Here is a 14,931-nt window from a genome sequence, read left to right as displayed (position 1 = left end):
CCTTAGAAGACAGTGCAGAGCACTTCGCCGCCAACATTGGCTGCGCGCGCGGCTGCATCCGACATCACACCCTTGGAGGTGGAGACAATCGACACACCCAGACCCTGACGGACCTGCGGAATGTCATCGACGCCCAGATAGACGCGACGACCGGGCTTGGAAACCCGCTTCATTTCGCGAATGACAGGCGTGCCTTCATAGTATTTCAGGCTGATTTCGATGGCAGGATGGCCATTGGCATCCTGTGTCATCTCATAGCCACGAATGTAGCCCTCGGAGGCCAACACATCGAGAACGCGCACGCGCATTTTCGAGGCGGGGGTCAACACCGTGGACTTGCCACGCATCTGCGAGTTGCGGATACGGGTGAGCATATCGCCGATAGGATCGTTCATATCTCTGACCTCCTCACCAGCTCGATTTCACGACGCCGGGCAGCTGCCCGCTCGAGCCGAGCTCGCGCAGCATGATCCGGGACACTTTAAGTTTGCGGTAATACGCATGCGGACGGCCCGTAAGCTGGCACCGGTTGTGCAGCCGTGTGGCCGAGCTGTTGCGCGGCAGTTCCGCAAGCTTGAGAGAGGCGCGGAAACGCTCTTCCATCGGCTTGCTCTGGTCATTGATGATCACTTTCAGAGCGGCGCGCTTCTTGGCGAAACGGTCAACCAGCACCTGGCGCTTCTTCTCGCGCTCGATCATTGATTTCTTAGCCATAGATCTATCCTCCCCCGGCTCAGCTGTTGAAGGGCATGTTGAAATGCTTCAACAGCGCCTTGGCTTCAGCGTCGGTCTTCGCCGTGGTTGCGATGACAATGTCCATCCCCCAAACTTCGTCGACCTTGTCGAAGTTGATCTCGGGGAAGATGATATGTTCCTTGATGCCCATGGCATAGTTGCCACGACCATCGAACGACTTGCCCGAAACCCCGCGGAAGTCGCGGATACGCGGCATCGCAATGGTGATCAGACGGTCAAGGAAATCATACATACGGTCGCCACGCAGCGTGACCTTGGCCCCAAGCGGCATGTCTTCGCGAACGCGGAAACCGGCGATGGAGTTGCGGGCCTTGGTGACGACAGCGCGCTGACCAGCGATCGTGGTCAGGTCTTCCTGAGCCGACTTCGCCTTTTTCGAGTCGCGCACAGCCTCGGCACCGCAGCCGATGTTGAGCACGATCTTTTCCAGACGCGGGATCTGCATGTCGTTCTTGTAGCCAAACTCTTCTTTCAGAGCAGGCTTGATGGCCTCACGGAAGTGGGCTTTCAGGCGCGGGGTATAGGTTGCGGTATCAAGCATCGATCACGTCCCCCGTGGTCTTGGCGTAACGGACTTTCTTGTCGCCTTCGATCTTGAAGCCAACCCGGGTCGGTTTGCCGTTCTTGTCAACAATCGCCAGATTGCTCAGGTCGATGGGCATCGCCTTGGGGATGCGGCCACCTTGGCTGGTCTGGCTCTGACGGGTGTGGCGGATCGCCATGTTCACGCCTTCAACCACGGCCTTGCCGGATTTCGGGTCAACATTGGTGATCGTGCCTTTTTGGCCCTTGTCCTTGCCGGACAGAACAACCACGGTGTCACCTTTTTTCAGTTTAGCAGCCATCTTACAGCACCTCCGGGGCGAGCGAGATGATTTTCATGAAGTTCTTGGCACGCAGCTCGCGAACGACCGGCCCGAAAATACGGGTACCAACCGGCTCACCTGCGTTGTTCAGGATCACGGCGGCGTTGCGGTCAAAGCGAATGGCGGTGCCATCTTCACGACGGACTTCCTTGGCGGTGCGCACGACGACGGCCTTACGGACGTCGCCCTTCTTCACGCGACCGCGCGGGATGGCTTCCTTGACCGAGACGACAATGATGTCGCCCACGGATGCGTATCGACGCTTGGAACCACCCAGAACCTTGATGCACTGAACTCGGCGAGCGCCGGAGTTGTCAGCAACATCCAGGTTGGTCTGCATCTGGATCATTTGGTTTCTCCCGACCTATGGGGGGCGATGCACTGCCTTGTCCCCAGGGTTTCGATTAATGCCAAAAGGCGCTAAAGGCTTATGCCTCCAGCACCTCCCAGCGTTTCGTCTTGGACTTGGGCGCGCATTCGATGATCCGAACGGCATCGCCCACTTTGAACGTGTTGTTCTCATCGTGAGCCCGGTATTTCTTGGACTTACGAATGGTTTTCTGAAGCACGGGGTGCTTGAAACGACGCTCGACCGATACGGTTACGGTCTGGGCGTTTGCGTCAGAGGTCACGACCCCTTGAAGAATACGTTTGGGCATATCTCGGGCTCCTTACTCTGCTGCCGCGTTGGCTTTTTCGTTCAGAATGGTCAGCACGCGCGCGGCGTCGCGGCGGGCAATACGCATCTGAGCGGGGTTCTCCAACTGGCCGGTAGCCGCCCGAAAACGCAGATTGAACTGCTGCTTCTTCAGGTTGGTGAGTTCTTCCCGGAGCTGATCCGGGGTCTTGTCACGCAGTTCCTTGGCGTTCATCGCCTTTTCCTTTCTCAAAACACCGGCCAGCCCCTGACGGTTTGCTCAGGGTAACTCGAAACCCGGTGGATGAATTGCAAATACCCGAATCCCCGGACTGGCCGGGCAAGCGGATTGGGGCTCTATACGGGAGGCGGTAGCAGAGGGCAAGGGGAGTTTGGACATCCTTGGTTATAAAGAACCAGACCTTCCCTTTGTCACCGTTATTATGCCCACACTCTCGCTTCATTTACCATCCATTCGCCCGTCTCGTCGCCCTCATATTTGACAAATTGGCTTGCGCCTTCGCCGGATCTACAAGAAATGCGAAGGCCAATATCAGAGATAAAAGGACCAAGCCCGCGACAGCAAACAATGTAAACTGTGGCGCACTCCCCAACCGCGATCCCTCAAAGGCGGCGAAACCTTTTAGGATCAGAACCATAAGGAGGCCCCATGAAAAACCATTCAAACCTAGGAGCAGCACATAGCAATCCAGTTTCAAAACAACGGCCTGCCATCCGCGAGCAAGACCGCGAAACACCTCACGGATCATAACCCAAGCCACCATCAACGCTGCAAGCGTCATCTGGAGGACAAGGCCAATCAGCATTTCAACGGTAGCATTTGCCCTATTCAGTTTTTCTTGAAGCTGCCCGGTATGGTCTAATGCGATCTCCTGCGCAAAATCAGACGGATAAATATCAAACAGGCTCAGCAATGAGATTGGGAAAAGATGGATCACGAAATTGATCACACATGCCCATATGATGATCCAAAGAATGCGCTTCGGCCCCGGATCAAGCTCGTAAGTGGTGGAACGCTTCACCGTTCTTCCTTTGAACACTAACTTTTACAACTTCAGCACCTCACAACCCTTGATCAGTCGCGTCAAGTCTCACGTGCTATTTGGCGATACAGCCTCTTGAATTATCCCACACCAAATAGAAACGGCCCCGGGTTTCCCCGAGGCCGTTCCCATCAGATCAGATCGCTTATGCGAGCTGGAGGTTCGACGCGCTCTCACGGCCGTCACGGCCGGATTCGATGTCGAAGGTCACTTTCTGATTGTCGGCGAGGCCGGTCAGGCCTGCGCGCTCAACAGCGCTGATGTGGACAAAAACGTCCTTGCCGCCATTGTCGGGCGCGATAAAGCCGAAGCCTTTGGTGGAATTGAACCATTTCACGGTGCCGTTGGCCATCGTGATGTCTCCTCTGGTAGTGCTGCCCGCGGGAATGCGGCAGTCGCGGCGTGGTCGGTCTGGATCGAGATACTGACAGCCGGTTTAGAGGAGCAGATGATCGAAATAGAATAACGTTAGCACCCTGCACATGGGGGAGTTTGCCGCGTTTTACAAGGGGAAATCCCAAAAGACCTTAGATTCGGCGGAAAACGGGTGTTTTTGCACCCTCAATTCCAAGAATAATTGAAGCTGACGCTGATCCGGTCGTCTTCCGACATGTTCATCGGAACCTCATGACGCAGCCATGATTCCCACAACAGCACATCCCCTACCACCGGCTTGGCGTAGATAAAGGTGCGCAATTCCTGTCTCGCGTCCTTGCGGCGGACAGGGGCCGCCATCATCCGGGCAGACCTTGGGTCTTCCAGCTTGAGCGCGCTGGCGCCGTCAGGCATCGCCACATAGGTTGTGCCGGAAATCACTGAATGCGGATGGATATGGCTGGCGTGCATCCCGCCTTCGGGCAGGATGTTGATCCATATGTCCTCTAGCTTCAATTCCTTGCCGTCGAGATCGAACTCCAGATCCTGGGCGAAGGCCGCCACATGGACATCCAGCACCTTGACAAGATCGGCAAAGATCGGAAACCGCCACGGCAGGTCGCTGAGCGAGGCATAAGAGGTATAGCCGGGATATCCATTCTCGTCGCACCACTCCTGCCCCGCCTCGTCATCCTCGGCGATGGAATAGCAGGACGCCTCCAATTCCTTGGCATCAATGGCAGGTCCGTGCTCGCTCAGGGCGGCACGATAGAGGCGGGTCACGAAGAGGGAATCGATATTGGGCATGGCTCGCTCTTAGCGTGGTGCCAAGCAAGTGGCAAAGAAAAACCCCCGCGCGATCTCTCGCACGGGGGCAATCCGTAGGGCGGGTGTGAACCCGCTGATCTTACCAGTCTTCGCGGACCACGACGCGGGTTTTGATCGGCAATTTCATCGCCGCCAGACGCAGCGCTTCAAATGCGATCTCTTCGCTCACACCGTCGATCTCGAACATGACCCGGCCCGGCTTGACCTTGCAGGCCCAGTAATCGACCGAACCCTTACCTTTACCCATCCGAACCTCGGTGGGCTTGGACGAGACCGGTACATCCGGGAAAATCCGGATCCAGACACGGCCCTGACGTTTCATGTGGCGCGTCATGGCACGACGAGCTGCCTCGATCTGACGGGCGGTGATACGCTCGGGCTGGGTGGCCTTGAGACCGAAAGTGCCAAAGTTCAGATCAGAGCCGCCTTTGGCTTCGCCTTTGATCCGGCCCTTGAACTGCTTGCGGAATTTAGTGCGCTTTGGTTGAAGCATCTTTCATTCCTCCTTAACGGCGGCCGCCGGCGCCACGGGGCGCGGGACCATCCTGGAGTTCCTGGGCCTTGCGGTCACGGGCACCGGGATCGTGCTCCATGATTTCACCCTTGAAGATCCAGACCTTGATACCAATGATCCCATAGGCCGTGGTGGCCTCGACGGGAGCATAGTCGATGTCCGCACGCAGCGTGTGCAGCGGCACGCGGCCCTCGCGATACCATTCGGTCCGCGCAATCTCGGCACCGCCAAGACGACCCGAAACGTTGACCCGGATACCAAGAGCACCCATGCGCATTGCGTTCTGCACGGCGCGCTTCATGGCGCGACGGAAGGACACACGACGCTCAAGCTGCTGTGCGATGCTCTCGCCCACAAGGGCCGCATCCAGCTCGGGCTTGCGCACTTCGACGATATTGAGGTACAATTCGCTTGCGGTCATTGCCGCCAGCTTCTTGCGCAGACCCTCGATATCGGCGCCTTTCTTGCCGATGATCACGCCCGGACGTGCGGTGTGGATCGTGACGCGGCACTTCTTGTGCGGACGTTCGATGATCACACGGCTGATCCCGGCCTGTTTGCACTCTTCGCCGATGAACTTGCGCATCGCAAGATCTTCGAGCAGCAGATTGCCATAGTCCTTGGTGTCGGCATACCAGCGGCTATCCCAGGTACGGTTCACCTGAAGGCGCATGCCAATCGGATTGACTTTGTTACCCATTAGGCTTGCTCCTCAATTTCACGAACCTTGATCGTCAGCTCCGAAAACGGCTTTTTCAGCGCGCCAAAGCGACCACGGGCACGCGGACGGCCCCGCTTCATCACAAGGTTCTTGCCGACATAGGCCTCTGCCACGATCAGACCATCCACATCGAGATTGTGGTTGTTCTCAGCATTGGCAATTGCGGACTGAAGACACTTCTTGACGTCCTGCGCGATGCGCTTGTTCGAGAAAGTGAGATCGGTCAGCGCCTTGTCGACCTTCTTGCCACGGATCATCGCGGCAACGAGGTTCAGCTTCTGCGGGCTGGTACGAAGCATGCGCAACTTGGCCATTGCTTCGTTGTCTGCCACGCGGCGGGGGTTCTTTTCCTTGCCCATGACTTACTTCCGCTTCGCTTTTTTGTCTGCGGCATGACCGTAATAGGTCCGGGTCGGTGAATATTCACCGAACTTCTGACCGATCATGTCTTCGCTGACGTTGACAGGGATATGCTTGTGGCCGTTGTAGACGCCAAACGTGAGACCCACGAATTGCGGCAGGATCGTCGAACGACGCGACCAGATCTTGATAACTTCATTACGCCCCGACTCGCGCGCTGCCTCGGCCTTTTTCAAGACATAGGCATCGACAAAGGGGCCTTTCCATACAGAACGTGCCATGTGTTAGCGGCCCTTCTTCTTGGCGTGACGCGAGCGCACGATGAGATCCTGCGACGCCTTGTTCTTGTTGCGGGTGCGCGCGCCTTTGGTGGGCTTGCCCCAAGGCGTAACCGGGTGACGACCACCCGAGGTCCGACCCTCACCACCACCATGGGGGTGGTCGATCGGGTTCATAACCACACCACGCACAGACGGGCGGATGCCCTTGTGGCGCATACGGCCCGCTTTGCCGTAATTCTGGTTCGAGTTATCGGGGTTGCTGACGGCCCCAACAGTGGCCATGCATTCCTGGCGCACCAGACGCAGCTCGCCCGAGCTCAGACGGATCTGAGCATAGCCACCGTCGCGGCCCACGAATTGCGCATAGGTGCCAGCGGCGCGCGCAATCTGCCCGCCCTTGCCGGCCTTAAGCTCGATGTTGTGAATGATCGTGCCGATGGGCATGCCCGAGAACGGCATCGCGTTACCCGGCTTGATGTCGGCCTTGGCCGACGCGATGACCTTGTCACCAATCGCCAGACGCTGCGGTGCAAGGATATAGGCTTGCTCGCCATCTTCATATTTGATCAGCGCGATAAATGCGGTCCGGTTCGGGTCATATTCGATCCGTTCCACGGTTGCCGAGATATCAAATTTCGTCCGCTTGAAATCGACGATACGATAGAGGCGTTTCGCCCCGCCGCCTTTGCGACGCATCGTGATCCGTCCGGTATTGTTCCGGCCGCCATTCTTGGTCAAACCCTCAGTGAGAGATTTGACCGGACGTCCTTTCCACAGCTCCGAACGGTCGATCAGCACCAGCCCACGCTGGCCCGGCGTCGTCGGCTTATACGACTTGAGTGCCATGCTTTCTGTCTTCCGTTTGCTTACGGCAGGTAAACCCGCCTATGTTATAGCCCCCGAGGGTGGCCAAGGTATGAGGCCCCGTAGGTCCCCGGTTAGAGTTGCCCTTGCGAACAACAGCGAAGCCCCGGACGAATCCGGGGCCTTGCGGATGGGGTCTGATAAGGGAGGCCACATGCGCGGTCAAGGGGTTTGCCCAAGATTTACAGGCGGAAACCACCAGTGATCAAAGGCCCAGACCGATCATCACCTCGTCCAGTGCCTCTGGCATTTTACGCATCAGCCTTGTGCAGCATGACACGGCGTGTTTTCGGGGGCGAGTCGAGATCTGTCAGTGTGCCGAACGTCTCCAGCTTTTCGGCCTGCACCTTCGCCGTGCTCCGGCGCAGATCGAATATCGCAGCCCCACCGGGACGCAAAACCTTGTCGAGAAATGGCAGATACATATCCACAGGATAGTGGAACCCGCAGGAGAGAAAGCTGACAACCAGATCGACGGACTTGGCCGTCTCAGCTGGCTTTGTCATTGGATTGAGCGTTTCAATTCTGTCAGCCTTGATCCCGTTCGCCTTGAGCAACCCTTTGGCGCGGCTCAGCGAGGAATAGGCGGCACCTTCGGTGTTGAACCCGAAATGACGATGCGTGTTCTCCTCTAAGTCGATCAAGAGCACCTTGCACCCCAGATCCTGCGCCGCAAAGAGATCGAAAAACCCATAGCCACAGCCAATATCCGCGATCCGCTTGGGATTGAGATCCTGTAGGAGGCTCTTGATTAACTTGTATTCGGCGTGAATGACGCCTGCCGCACGACGCGCTATCGTGTCTCCCATCTCATCCACCACGGCTTGGATCGGGGCATCGTCGCCCTCCTGCCAGGCTTTGATGATCCGCCCCGATTTGGGCCGGTCAAACATCACCTCAGAACGCTGCAAGATCAGGTTCACATAATCGCCGCGATCAAAGCAGGTAAGGTTAAGTGACGCGATCCGATCCTCCATTGCCTCGGCGGCAATGTCTATTTCAAGCTGCATGTCGATCCTACTCTCTGCAACGCCGCCAACTTGCAGATAAATGCCAGCATTCCAGAGGAAAGTCGCCCCTTTTCGACAAGCGAAAAGCGATCACAAGGGTCATACAAGACCGTGAAAAGCGAAACCCCGGCCACCTCTCGGCAGCCGGGGTTCACGCTTAATTCGTAGCGTGGGTGTTACCCAATCACGATCAGAGACCGGTGGTCACGTCGATCGTGTTGCCTTCGGCGAGGGTCACATAAGCTTTCTTGACGTCATTCCGACGGCCAAGCTGACCCCGGAAGCGCTTTTGCTTGCCCTTGGTGATCGTGGTGTTCACAGCCGTCACCTTTACCCCAAAGAGTGCCTCAACGGCCTCCTTGATGGCAGGCTTGTTGGCGTCCATGTGGACTTCGAACACCACAGCCCCATTTTCCGAGACCATAGTGGCCTTTTCAGTGATGATCGGCTTGCGGATCACATCGTAATGTTCAGGTTTCGCGCTCATTTCAGACGAGCCTCCAGTGCTTCGACACCCGCTTTGGTGATCACGAGCGTGTCACGCTTGAGGATGTCATAGACGTTTGCGCCCATCGACGGCAGCACATCGAGACCCTCGATATTGGCTGCGGCACGGGCGAATTCTGCATTCACCTGTGCGCCGTCGATCACCAGCACGCGCTTCCAGCCGAGGTTCTTGACCTGCTTGGCCAATTCCCCCGTCTTGCCGTTCGAAGATGCCTCGTCAAGGATGACAAGCGCGCCTGCCTTGGCTTTGGCCGAGAGAGCGTGCTTGAGACCAAGCGCGCGAACCTTCTTGGGCAGGTCATGGGCGTGGCTGCGCGGGGTCGGACCCTTGTAGATACCACCATGGCGGAAGATCGGCGCGTTCTTGTCACCGTGGCGTGCGCCGCCGGTGCCCTTTTGGCGATAGATCTTCTTGGTGGAATAGCTGGTTTCCGACCGGGTCTTGACCTTGTGCGTGCCGGCCTGCGCCTTGTTGCGCTGCCAACGAACGACGCGGTGCAGGATGTCTGCGCGCGGCTCCAGGCCGAAGATGTCTTCGCCCAGATCGACCGAGCCGGCCGTCCCGCCGTCCAGTTTGATCACGTCGAGTTTCATTCTTCGCCTTCCTTCTTCTCAGCCTGAATGCTGGCCTCAGCCTCTTTCAGTGCAGCCTCCTCAGCGGCGGCGGCCTCTTCGGCCAGACGCTTGGCTTCAGCTTCTGCTTCAGCCGCAGCGGCAGCGGCCGCAGCCTCAGCAGCTTTGGCAGCCTCTTCAGCAGCAGAGCGCAGAGCAGCGGGCAGAATGGCGTTCTCGGGGAACGGCTTTTTCACCGCATCCTTGATCGTCACCCAACCACCTTTGGACCCCGGAACAGCGCCCTTGATCATGATAAGGCCACGGTCGGCGTCGGTCTTGACGACCTGAAGGTTCTGCGTGGTGACACGCACAGCCCCCATGTGCCCGGCCATTTTCTTGCCCTTGAACACCTTGCCCGGGTCCTGACACTGACCGGTCGAGCCGTGCGAACGGTGGCTGATCGACACACCGTGGCTGGCCCGCAGACCGCCAAAGTTGTGACGCTTCATCGCACCGGCAAAGCCTTTACCGATCGAGGTGCCCGAGACATCCACAAACTGACCTTCAAAGTAATGGTCAGCAGTGATTTCCTCGCCCACATTGATCAGGGCCTCAGGCGCTACGCGGAATTCCGCGATCTTGCGCTTGGGTTCAACCTTGGCTGCGGCGAAGTGGCCACGCATGGCCTGCGTCGTCCGCTTGGCCTTGGCGGTTCCCGCACCGAGTTGCACGGCCGTGTAGCCGTCTTTCTCAGGGGTGCGCTGTGCCACCACCTGAAGTTTGTCCAATTGAAGAACGGTCACAGGAACCTGTTTGCCGTCTTCGAGGAAAAGCCGGGTCATGCCGACTTTTTTCGCGATCACACCAGAGCGCAACATCTCTTGCTCTCCTTAAACCGAAATCTGCACGTCCACGCCAGCGGCGAGGTCGAGCTTCATCAGCGCGTCCACCGTCTGCGGCGTGGGATCGACGATGTCCAAGAGACGCTTATGCGTCCGGATCTCGAACTGGTCGCGGGATTTCTTGTTCACGTGCGGACTACGCAGAACCGTGAATTTCTCGATCTTGTTCGGCAGCGGGATCGGCCCACGCACCTGGGCACCGGTCCGTTTGGCGGTATTGACGATTTCCTGCGTGCTGGCATCCAGCACACGGTAATCAAACGCCTTGAGCCGAATGCGAATATTTTGGCTTTGCATTTGTCTTAGCCTTTCGCGGCATTGGAGTTGATAGGAGGAAGGCCGGACCATCCGGCCTCCCTCGTCGAACCCTTAAAGGTTGTTACTCGATGATCTTCGACACGACGCCGGCGCCGACGGTGCGGCCGCCTTCGCGGATGGCGAAGCGCAGGCCGTCTTCCATGGCGATGGGCGCGATCAGCTCAACCGTGAACTTCAGGTTGTCGCCCGGCATCACCATTTCGGTGCCCTCGGGCAGCATCACCGTGCCGGTCACGTCCGTGGTGCGGAAGTAGAACTGCGGGCGGTAGTTGGCAAAGAACGGCGTGTGACGGCCACCCTCTTCCTTGGTCAGGATATAGGCCTCAGCCTCGAACTTGGTGTGCGGCTTGACCGAACCGGGCTTGCACAGCACCTGGCCGCGCTCGACACCCTCACGGTCCACACCGCGCAAGAGTGCGCCGATGTTGTCGCCCGCTTCCCCACGATCCAAGAGCTTGCGGAACATCTCGACGCCCGTGCAGGTGGTGGTCTTGGTGTCGCGGATGCCCACGATCTCGATGCTGTCGCCGACGTTGATCACGCCACGCTCGATACGACCGGTCACAACCGTGCCACGGCCCGAGATCGAGAACACGTCTTCGATCGGCATCAGGAACGGCTGGTCCACGGCGCGTGCGGGCGTCGGGATATAGCTGTCGACCGCTTCCATCAGCGCGCGGATCGAGTTCTCGCCGATCTCCGGCTGGGTGCCGTTCATCGCATGCAGCGCCGAGCCGCGCACGATCGGAATATCGTCGCCGGGATAGTCGTAGGAGGTCAGCAGCTCGCGGATCTCCATCTCGACCAGCTCGAGCAGCTCTTCGTCATCCACCTGATCGACCTTGTTCATGTAGACGACCATGAAGGGGATGCCCACCTGACGACCAAGCAGGATGTGCTCGCGCGTCTGCGGCATCGGGCCGTCAGCCGCGTTCACAACCAAGATCGCGCCATCCATCTGGGCGGCACCGGTGATCATGTTCTTCACATAGTCGGCGTGGCCGGGGCAGTCGACATGCGCATAGTGACGCGCCTCGGTCTCATACTCCACATGCGCGGTCGAGATCGTGATCCCGCGCGCCTTCTCTTCAGGCGCCCCGTCAATCTGGTCATAGGCCCGGAACTCGCCGAAATACTTGGTGATCGCCGCCGTCAACGTCGTCTTGCCGTGGTCAACGTGACCAATCGTGCCGATGTTCACATGCGGCTTGTTACGTGCAAACTTTTCCTTTGCCATTGTTCTGGCTCCTTCTTGGTTCGAATGCGGTGCGCGATGGCGCACCCTACAGGGGTGGTAGGGTGGGCAAATTGCCCACCGCCGTTATGCGTATTTCTTCTGGATCTCTTCAGAGATGTTGTGCGGAACCGGCTCATAATGCGAGAATTGCATGGTGAACTGGGCGCGTCCCGAAGACATCGAGCGCAGCGTGTTGATATAGCCGAACATATTGGCCAGCGGCACGTTTGCATTGATCGCAATCGCGTTGCCGCGCTGCTCCTGACCCGAAACCTGCCCACGCCGCGACGTAAGATCGCCGATGACGTTGCCGGTATATTCCTCGGGCGTCACGACTTCGACCTTCATAACCGGCTCGAGCAGCTTGGCACCGGCCTTCTTGAGACCTTCGCGCATGCCCATCCGGCCAGCAATCTCGAACGCCATGACCGAAGAGTCCACGTCGTGATACTTGCCGTCGATCAGCGCGACCTTGAAGTCGATCACCGGAAAGCCAGCGAGCGGGCCGCTGTCCATCACCGAACGGATACCCTTTTCGACACCCGGGATATATTCCTTGGGCACGGCACCGCCAACGATCTTGCTTTCAAAGCTAAAGCCTTCGCCCGGTTCTGTCGGCGTGATGACCAGCTTGACCTCGGCGAACTGACCCGAACCACCCGACTGTTTCTTGTGGGTGTAGGTATGCTCGACCATATGGCTGATGGTCTCACGGTAAGCCACTTGCGGCGCACCGATATTGGCCTCAACCTTGAACTCGCGACGCAGACGGTCAACCAGAATGTCGAGATGCAGTTCGCCCATGCCCTTCATGATCGTCTGACCGGATTCAATATCGGTCTCGACGCGGAAAGAGGGGTCTTCTGCCGCCAGACGGGCCAGACCCGCCGACATTTTCTCTTGGTCGCCTTTGGTCTTGGGTTCAACCGCGATCTCGATAACCGGATCGGGGAAGGTCATGGTTTCCAGAACAACCGGCTTGGTCGGATCGCAGAGCGTGTCACCCGTGGTGGTCTCTTTCAGACCGGCCAGAGCGATAATATCGCCTGCAAACGCCTCTTCGATCTCTTCGCGGTTGATGGCATGCATCATCATCATCCGGCCAACGCGCTCTTTCTTGCCCTTGGTCGAATTGAGCATCGCGTCACCTTTTTTCATTTGACCCGAGTAAATCCGGGTAAAGGTCAGCGATCCCACGAACGGGTCGTTCATGATCTTGAACGCGAGTGCCGAGAACGGCTCTGCATCATCGGCATGGCGCGCGATGTTACGGGTCTCGGTCTCGTCATCCGGGCTAAAGCCCATATACGGAGGAACGTCGAGCGGCGACGGCAAGAAGTCGATCACGGCATTCAGAAGCGGCTGCACGCCCTTGTTCTTGAAGGCAGAGCCAACCAGAACGGGAACAAAGCTGAGAGACAGCGTGCCCTTGCGGATCAGCGAACGCAGCGTTGCCTCATCGGGCTCTTTGCCTTCGAGATACCCTTCCATCGCGTCGTCGTCCATTTCGACGGCGACTTCAATCAGGTTGGCACGCCATTCGTCGGCCATATCCTTGAGGTCGTCACGGATCGGCTGGCGAACCCAGGACGCGCCCAGATCTTCGCCCTTCCAGACCCATTCTTCCATCTTGATCAGGTCGATGATGCCTTCGAGTTGATCTTCGGCACCGATCGGCAGAGCCACAGGCGCGGGGATAGCCCCGGTGCGGTCCTTGATCATCTTGACGCAGTTAAAGAAGTCAGCGCCGATCTTGTCCATCTTGTTTACGAACACGAGACGCGGCACCTTGTAGCGGTCAGCCTGACGCCACACGGTTTCGGTCTGCGGCTCGACACCGGCGTTCCCGTCCAAAAGACAGATCGCGCCATCGAGAACCGCCAGCGAACGCTCGACTTCAATGGTAAAGTCGACGTGGCCGGGGGTGTCGATGATGTTGAAGCGGTACTTGGTATCCGACGCACCCTCTGCGCCCGGATCTTCCTGACGTTGCCAGAAGGTCGTGGTCGCAGCCGAAGTAATGGTGATACCGCGTTCCTGCTCCTGCTCCATCCAGTCCATCGTTGCGGCGCCGTCGTGGACTTCGCCGATTTTGTGGGACTTGCCGGTGTAGAACAGAATGCGCTCGGTGGTCGTGGTCTTGCCCGCATCGATGTGGGCCATGATCCCGAAATTCCGGTAACGCTGGAGGGGATAGTCGCGTGCCATGATTCAAATGCCTCTGAGGTTTACCAGCGGTAGTGGCTGAACGCTTTGTTTGCGTCTGCCATCTTGTGGGTGTCTTCGCGCTTTTTCACGGCCGAACCGCGGCTCTGGACTGCATCAAGCAGTTCGCCTGCCAGACGCTCTTCCATCGTGTTCTCGTTGCGCGAGCGCGACGCGTTGATCAGCCAGCGGATCGCCAGTGCTTCACGACGCTCGGGGCGCACTTCGACGGGCACCTGATAGGTGGCACCACCGACGCGGCGCGAGCGCACTTCGACCGACGGCTTGATGTTGTCGAGCGCTTCGTGGAACACTTCCACGGGGGCGCGCTTGATCTTGCCTTCGACGCGCTCGAGCGCGTTGTAGACGATCGTTTCAGCGACGGATTTCTTACCGTCGATCATCAGGTTGTTCATGAACTTGGTCAGAACCCGATCACCATACTTGGCATCGGGCAGGACTTCGCGTTTTTCTGCGGCGTGACGACGAGACATCTGTGATTCCTCTTACTTCGGACGCTTCGCGCCATATTTCGAACGGCGCTGCTTACGATCCTTGACGCCTTGCGTATCGAGAACGCCGCGCAGGATGTGGTAACGCACACCGGGAAGGTCTTTTACACGGCCGCCACGGATCAGAACCACAGAGTGCTCCTGAAGGTTGTGGCTCTCGCCGGGAATGTAGCTGATGACCTCAAAGCCATTGGTCAGGCGCACCTTGGCAACCTTACGCATGGCCGAGTTCGGCTTCTTCGGCGTCGTCGTATAGACGCGCGTACAGACGCCACGCTTTTGCGGGCAGCCCTGAAGATGCTGTGACTTGGTGGTTCTGACTTTCGGCTGCCGCGGCTTGCGGATCAGCTGTTGGATCGTTGGCATTCCGGTTATTTCCCCGTCTCTCAACACATGTGTCTGCACAAGGACCAGCCCCA

24 protein-coding genes are annotated in these 14,931 nt (G+C 58.1%); all 24 read right to left on the bottom strand.

Going from position 1 to position 14,931, the window contains the following annotated elements:
- Positions 1-2 precede the first annotated feature (2 nt).
- Positions 3-395 (bottom strand): 30S ribosomal protein S8, encoded by a 393-nt coding sequence (gene rpsH, locus ACLGGT_RS11395; RefSeq protein WP_008281886.1) that lies wholly within the window; start codon positions 393-395, stop codon positions 3-5.
- Between the two features lie 13 nt (positions 396-408).
- Positions 409-714 (bottom strand): 30S ribosomal protein S14, encoded by a 306-nt coding sequence (gene rpsN / locus ACLGGT_RS11390; protein WP_008281885.1) that lies wholly within the window; start codon positions 712-714, stop codon positions 409-411.
- A 19-nt stretch (positions 715-733) separates the two neighbouring features.
- Positions 734-1,297, bottom strand: coding sequence for a 50S ribosomal protein L5 (gene rplE / locus ACLGGT_RS11385; RefSeq protein WP_081507828.1), 564 nt, complete (start codon positions 1,295-1,297; stop codon positions 734-736).
- Complete coding sequence (gene rplX, locus ACLGGT_RS11380; RefSeq protein ID WP_008281883.1) at positions 1,290-1,601, bottom strand: 50S ribosomal protein L24; 312 nt, start codon at positions 1,599-1,601, stop codon at positions 1,290-1,292. The genes rplE and rplX overlap by 8 nt, the downstream gene beginning before the upstream one ends.
- Before the next feature lies 1 nt (position 1,602).
- On the bottom strand, positions 1,603-1,971 hold the full coding sequence (gene rplN / locus ACLGGT_RS11375) for a 50S ribosomal protein L14 (RefSeq protein ID WP_008281882.1): 369 nt from the start codon (positions 1,969-1,971) through the stop codon (positions 1,603-1,605).
- A gap of 79 nt (positions 1,972-2,050) precedes the next feature.
- Positions 2,051-2,281, bottom strand: coding sequence for a 30S ribosomal protein S17 (gene rpsQ, locus ACLGGT_RS11370; RefSeq protein ID WP_008281880.1), 231 nt, complete (start codon positions 2,279-2,281; stop codon positions 2,051-2,053).
- Positions 2,282-2,293: 12 nt separating this feature from the next.
- A complete protein-coding gene (gene rpmC / locus ACLGGT_RS11365) occupies positions 2,294-2,494 on the bottom strand; it encodes a 50S ribosomal protein L29 (protein WP_008281879.1) in 201 nt (66 codons plus the stop codon).
- Between the two features lie 229 nt (positions 2,495-2,723).
- Positions 2,724-3,302: a hypothetical protein gene (locus ACLGGT_RS11360; RefSeq protein ID WP_437196151.1), complete on the bottom strand. Its 579-nt coding sequence runs from the start codon at positions 3,300-3,302 to the stop codon at positions 2,724-2,726.
- A 166-nt stretch (positions 3,303-3,468) separates the two neighbouring features.
- A complete protein-coding gene (locus tag ACLGGT_RS11355) occupies positions 3,469-3,675 on the bottom strand; it encodes a cold-shock protein (protein ID WP_008281878.1) in 207 nt (68 codons plus the stop codon).
- 209 nt (positions 3,676-3,884) lie between these two features.
- On the bottom strand, positions 3,885-4,505 hold the full coding sequence (locus ACLGGT_RS11350) for a 2OG-Fe(II) oxygenase family protein (RefSeq protein ID WP_437196149.1): 621 nt from the start codon (positions 4,503-4,505) through the stop codon (positions 3,885-3,887).
- A gap of 100 nt (positions 4,506-4,605) precedes the next feature.
- On the bottom strand, positions 4,606-5,019 hold the full coding sequence (gene rplP / locus ACLGGT_RS11345) for a 50S ribosomal protein L16 (protein WP_008281876.1): 414 nt from the start codon (positions 5,017-5,019) through the stop codon (positions 4,606-4,608).
- 13 nt (positions 5,020-5,032) lie between these two features.
- Positions 5,033-5,740: a 30S ribosomal protein S3 gene (gene rpsC, locus ACLGGT_RS11340; RefSeq protein ID WP_437196147.1), complete on the bottom strand. Its 708-nt coding sequence runs from the start codon at positions 5,738-5,740 to the stop codon at positions 5,033-5,035.
- Positions 5,740-6,120, bottom strand: coding sequence for a 50S ribosomal protein L22 (rplV, locus tag ACLGGT_RS11335; RefSeq protein ID WP_008281874.1), 381 nt, complete (start codon positions 6,118-6,120; stop codon positions 5,740-5,742). Before rplV ends, rpsC begins: the two co-directional genes overlap by 1 nt.
- A gap of 3 nt (positions 6,121-6,123) precedes the next feature.
- A complete protein-coding gene (gene rpsS / locus ACLGGT_RS11330) occupies positions 6,124-6,402 on the bottom strand; it encodes a 30S ribosomal protein S19 (protein ID WP_008281873.1) in 279 nt (92 codons plus the stop codon).
- Positions 6,403-6,405: 3 nt separating this feature from the next.
- Entirely contained in the window at positions 6,406-7,248 is an 843-nt protein-coding gene (gene rplB, locus ACLGGT_RS11325; protein ID WP_008281872.1) for a 50S ribosomal protein L2, read from the bottom strand.
- A 269-nt stretch (positions 7,249-7,517) separates the two neighbouring features.
- Positions 7,518-8,276 (bottom strand): class I SAM-dependent methyltransferase, encoded by a 759-nt coding sequence (locus tag ACLGGT_RS11320; protein WP_437196146.1) that lies wholly within the window; start codon positions 8,274-8,276, stop codon positions 7,518-7,520.
- A gap of 190 nt (positions 8,277-8,466) precedes the next feature.
- The gene (locus tag ACLGGT_RS11315; protein ID WP_008281870.1) at positions 8,467-8,763 is read right to left on the bottom strand and encodes a 50S ribosomal protein L23; all 297 of its coding nucleotides are present in this window, start codon (positions 8,761-8,763) and stop codon (positions 8,467-8,469) included.
- Positions 8,760-9,377, bottom strand: a complete 618-nt coding sequence (rplD, locus tag ACLGGT_RS11310; protein WP_008281869.1) for a 50S ribosomal protein L4 — start codon at positions 9,375-9,377, stop codon at positions 8,760-8,762. Before rplD ends, ACLGGT_RS11315 begins: the two co-directional genes overlap by 4 nt.
- Positions 9,374-10,216, bottom strand: a complete 843-nt coding sequence (gene rplC / locus ACLGGT_RS11305; protein ID WP_008281868.1) for a 50S ribosomal protein L3 — start codon at positions 10,214-10,216, stop codon at positions 9,374-9,376. The genes rplD and rplC overlap by 4 nt, the downstream gene beginning before the upstream one ends.
- A 12-nt stretch (positions 10,217-10,228) precedes the next feature.
- Positions 10,229-10,537 carry a 30S ribosomal protein S10 gene (gene rpsJ, locus ACLGGT_RS11300; protein WP_008281867.1) on the bottom strand — a complete coding sequence of 103 codons (309 nt, stop codon included), beginning with the start codon at positions 10,535-10,537 and terminating at the stop codon, positions 10,229-10,231.
- A gap of 82 nt (positions 10,538-10,619) precedes the next feature.
- Positions 10,620-11,795 carry an elongation factor Tu gene (tuf, locus tag ACLGGT_RS11295; RefSeq protein WP_008281866.1) on the bottom strand — a complete coding sequence of 392 codons (1,176 nt, stop codon included), beginning with the start codon at positions 11,793-11,795 and terminating at the stop codon, positions 10,620-10,622.
- 84 nt (positions 11,796-11,879) lie between these two features.
- Positions 11,880-14,003, bottom strand: a complete 2,124-nt coding sequence (fusA, locus tag ACLGGT_RS11290; RefSeq protein WP_008281865.1) for an elongation factor G — start codon at positions 14,001-14,003, stop codon at positions 11,880-11,882.
- Positions 14,004-14,023: 20 nt separating this feature from the next.
- Positions 14,024-14,494, bottom strand: a complete 471-nt coding sequence (gene rpsG / locus ACLGGT_RS11285) for a 30S ribosomal protein S7 (protein WP_008281864.1) — start codon at positions 14,492-14,494, stop codon at positions 14,024-14,026.
- 12 nt (positions 14,495-14,506) lie between these two features.
- Complete coding sequence (rpsL, locus tag ACLGGT_RS11280) at positions 14,507-14,878, bottom strand: 30S ribosomal protein S12 (RefSeq protein WP_008281863.1); 372 nt, start codon at positions 14,876-14,878, stop codon at positions 14,507-14,509.
- Positions 14,879-14,931: the final 53 nt, after the last annotated feature.

The sequence above is a fragment of the Roseovarius sp. MS2 genome (genome assembly GCF_051447875.1).
Taxonomy (GTDB): domain Bacteria; phylum Pseudomonadota; class Alphaproteobacteria; order Rhodobacterales; family Rhodobacteraceae; genus Roseovarius; species Roseovarius mucosus_A.
This window is presented reverse-complemented; position numbering and strand designations above follow the sequence as displayed.

Bases quoted from the DNA above. Each gene is read 5' to 3' on its own strand.
- rplB (WP_008281872.1), bottom strand. From the start codon at position 7,248: ATGGCACTCAAGTCGTATAAGCCGACGACGCCGGGCCAGCGTGGGCTG.
- rplN (WP_008281882.1), bottom strand. From the start codon at position 1,971: ATGATCCAGATGCAGACCAACCTGGATGTTGCTGACAACTCCGGCGCT.
- rplD (WP_008281869.1), bottom strand. From the start codon at position 9,377: ATGAAACTCGACGTGATCAAACTGGACGGCGGGACGGCCGGCTCGGTC.
- rplE (WP_081507828.1), bottom strand. From the start codon at position 1,297: ATGCTTGATACCGCAACCTATACCCCGCGCCTGAAAGCCCACTTCCGT.
- rpmC (WP_008281879.1), bottom strand. From the start codon at position 2,494: ATGAACGCCAAGGAACTGCGTGACAAGACCCCGGATCAGCTCCGGGAA.
- rpsH (WP_008281886.1), bottom strand. From the start codon at position 395: ATGAACGATCCTATCGGCGATATGCTCACCCGTATCCGCAACTCGCAG.
- rpsL (WP_008281863.1), bottom strand. From the start codon at position 14,878: ATGCCAACGATCCAACAGCTGATCCGCAAGCCGCGGCAGCCGAAAGTC.
- ACLGGT_RS11320 (WP_437196146.1), bottom strand. From the start codon at position 8,276: ATGCAGCTTGAAATAGACATTGCCGCCGAGGCAATGGAGGATCGGATC.
- rplX (WP_008281883.1), bottom strand. From the start codon at position 1,601: ATGGCTGCTAAACTGAAAAAAGGTGACACCGTGGTTGTTCTGTCCGGC.
- rplV (WP_008281874.1), bottom strand. From the start codon at position 6,120: ATGGGCAAGGAAAAGAACCCCCGCCGCGTGGCAGACAACGAAGCAATG.
- fusA (WP_008281865.1), bottom strand. From the start codon at position 14,003: ATGGCACGCGACTATCCCCTCCAGCGTTACCGGAATTTCGGGATCATG.
- rpsN (WP_008281885.1), bottom strand. From the start codon at position 714: ATGGCTAAGAAATCAATGATCGAGCGCGAGAAGAAGCGCCAGGTGCTG.
- rplP (WP_008281876.1), bottom strand. From the start codon at position 5,019: ATGCTTCAACCAAAGCGCACTAAATTCCGCAAGCAGTTCAAGGGCCGG.
- rpsC (WP_437196147.1), bottom strand. From the start codon at position 5,740: ATGGGTAACAAAGTCAATCCGATTGGCATGCGCCTTCAGGTGAACCGT.
- tuf (WP_008281866.1), bottom strand. From the start codon at position 11,795: ATGGCAAAGGAAAAGTTTGCACGTAACAAGCCGCATGTGAACATCGGC.
- rpsS (WP_008281873.1), bottom strand. From the start codon at position 6,402: ATGGCACGTTCTGTATGGAAAGGCCCCTTTGTCGATGCCTATGTCTTG.
- rpsJ (WP_008281867.1), bottom strand. From the start codon at position 10,537: ATGCAAAGCCAAAATATTCGCATTCGGCTCAAGGCGTTTGATTACCGT.
- rplC (WP_008281868.1), bottom strand. From the start codon at position 10,216: ATGTTGCGCTCTGGTGTGATCGCGAAAAAAGTCGGCATGACCCGGCTT.
- rpsQ (WP_008281880.1), bottom strand. From the start codon at position 2,281: ATGCCCAAACGTATTCTTCAAGGGGTCGTGACCTCTGACGCAAACGCC.
- ACLGGT_RS11350 (WP_437196149.1), bottom strand. From the start codon at position 4,505: ATGCCCAATATCGATTCCCTCTTCGTGACCCGCCTCTATCGTGCCGCC.
- ACLGGT_RS11355 (WP_008281878.1), bottom strand. From the start codon at position 3,675: ATGGCCAACGGCACCGTGAAATGGTTCAATTCCACCAAAGGCTTCGGC.
- rpsG (WP_008281864.1), bottom strand. From the start codon at position 14,494: ATGTCTCGTCGTCACGCCGCAGAAAAACGCGAAGTCCTGCCCGATGCC.
- ACLGGT_RS11315 (WP_008281870.1), bottom strand. From the start codon at position 8,763: ATGAGCGCGAAACCTGAACATTACGATGTGATCCGCAAGCCGATCATC.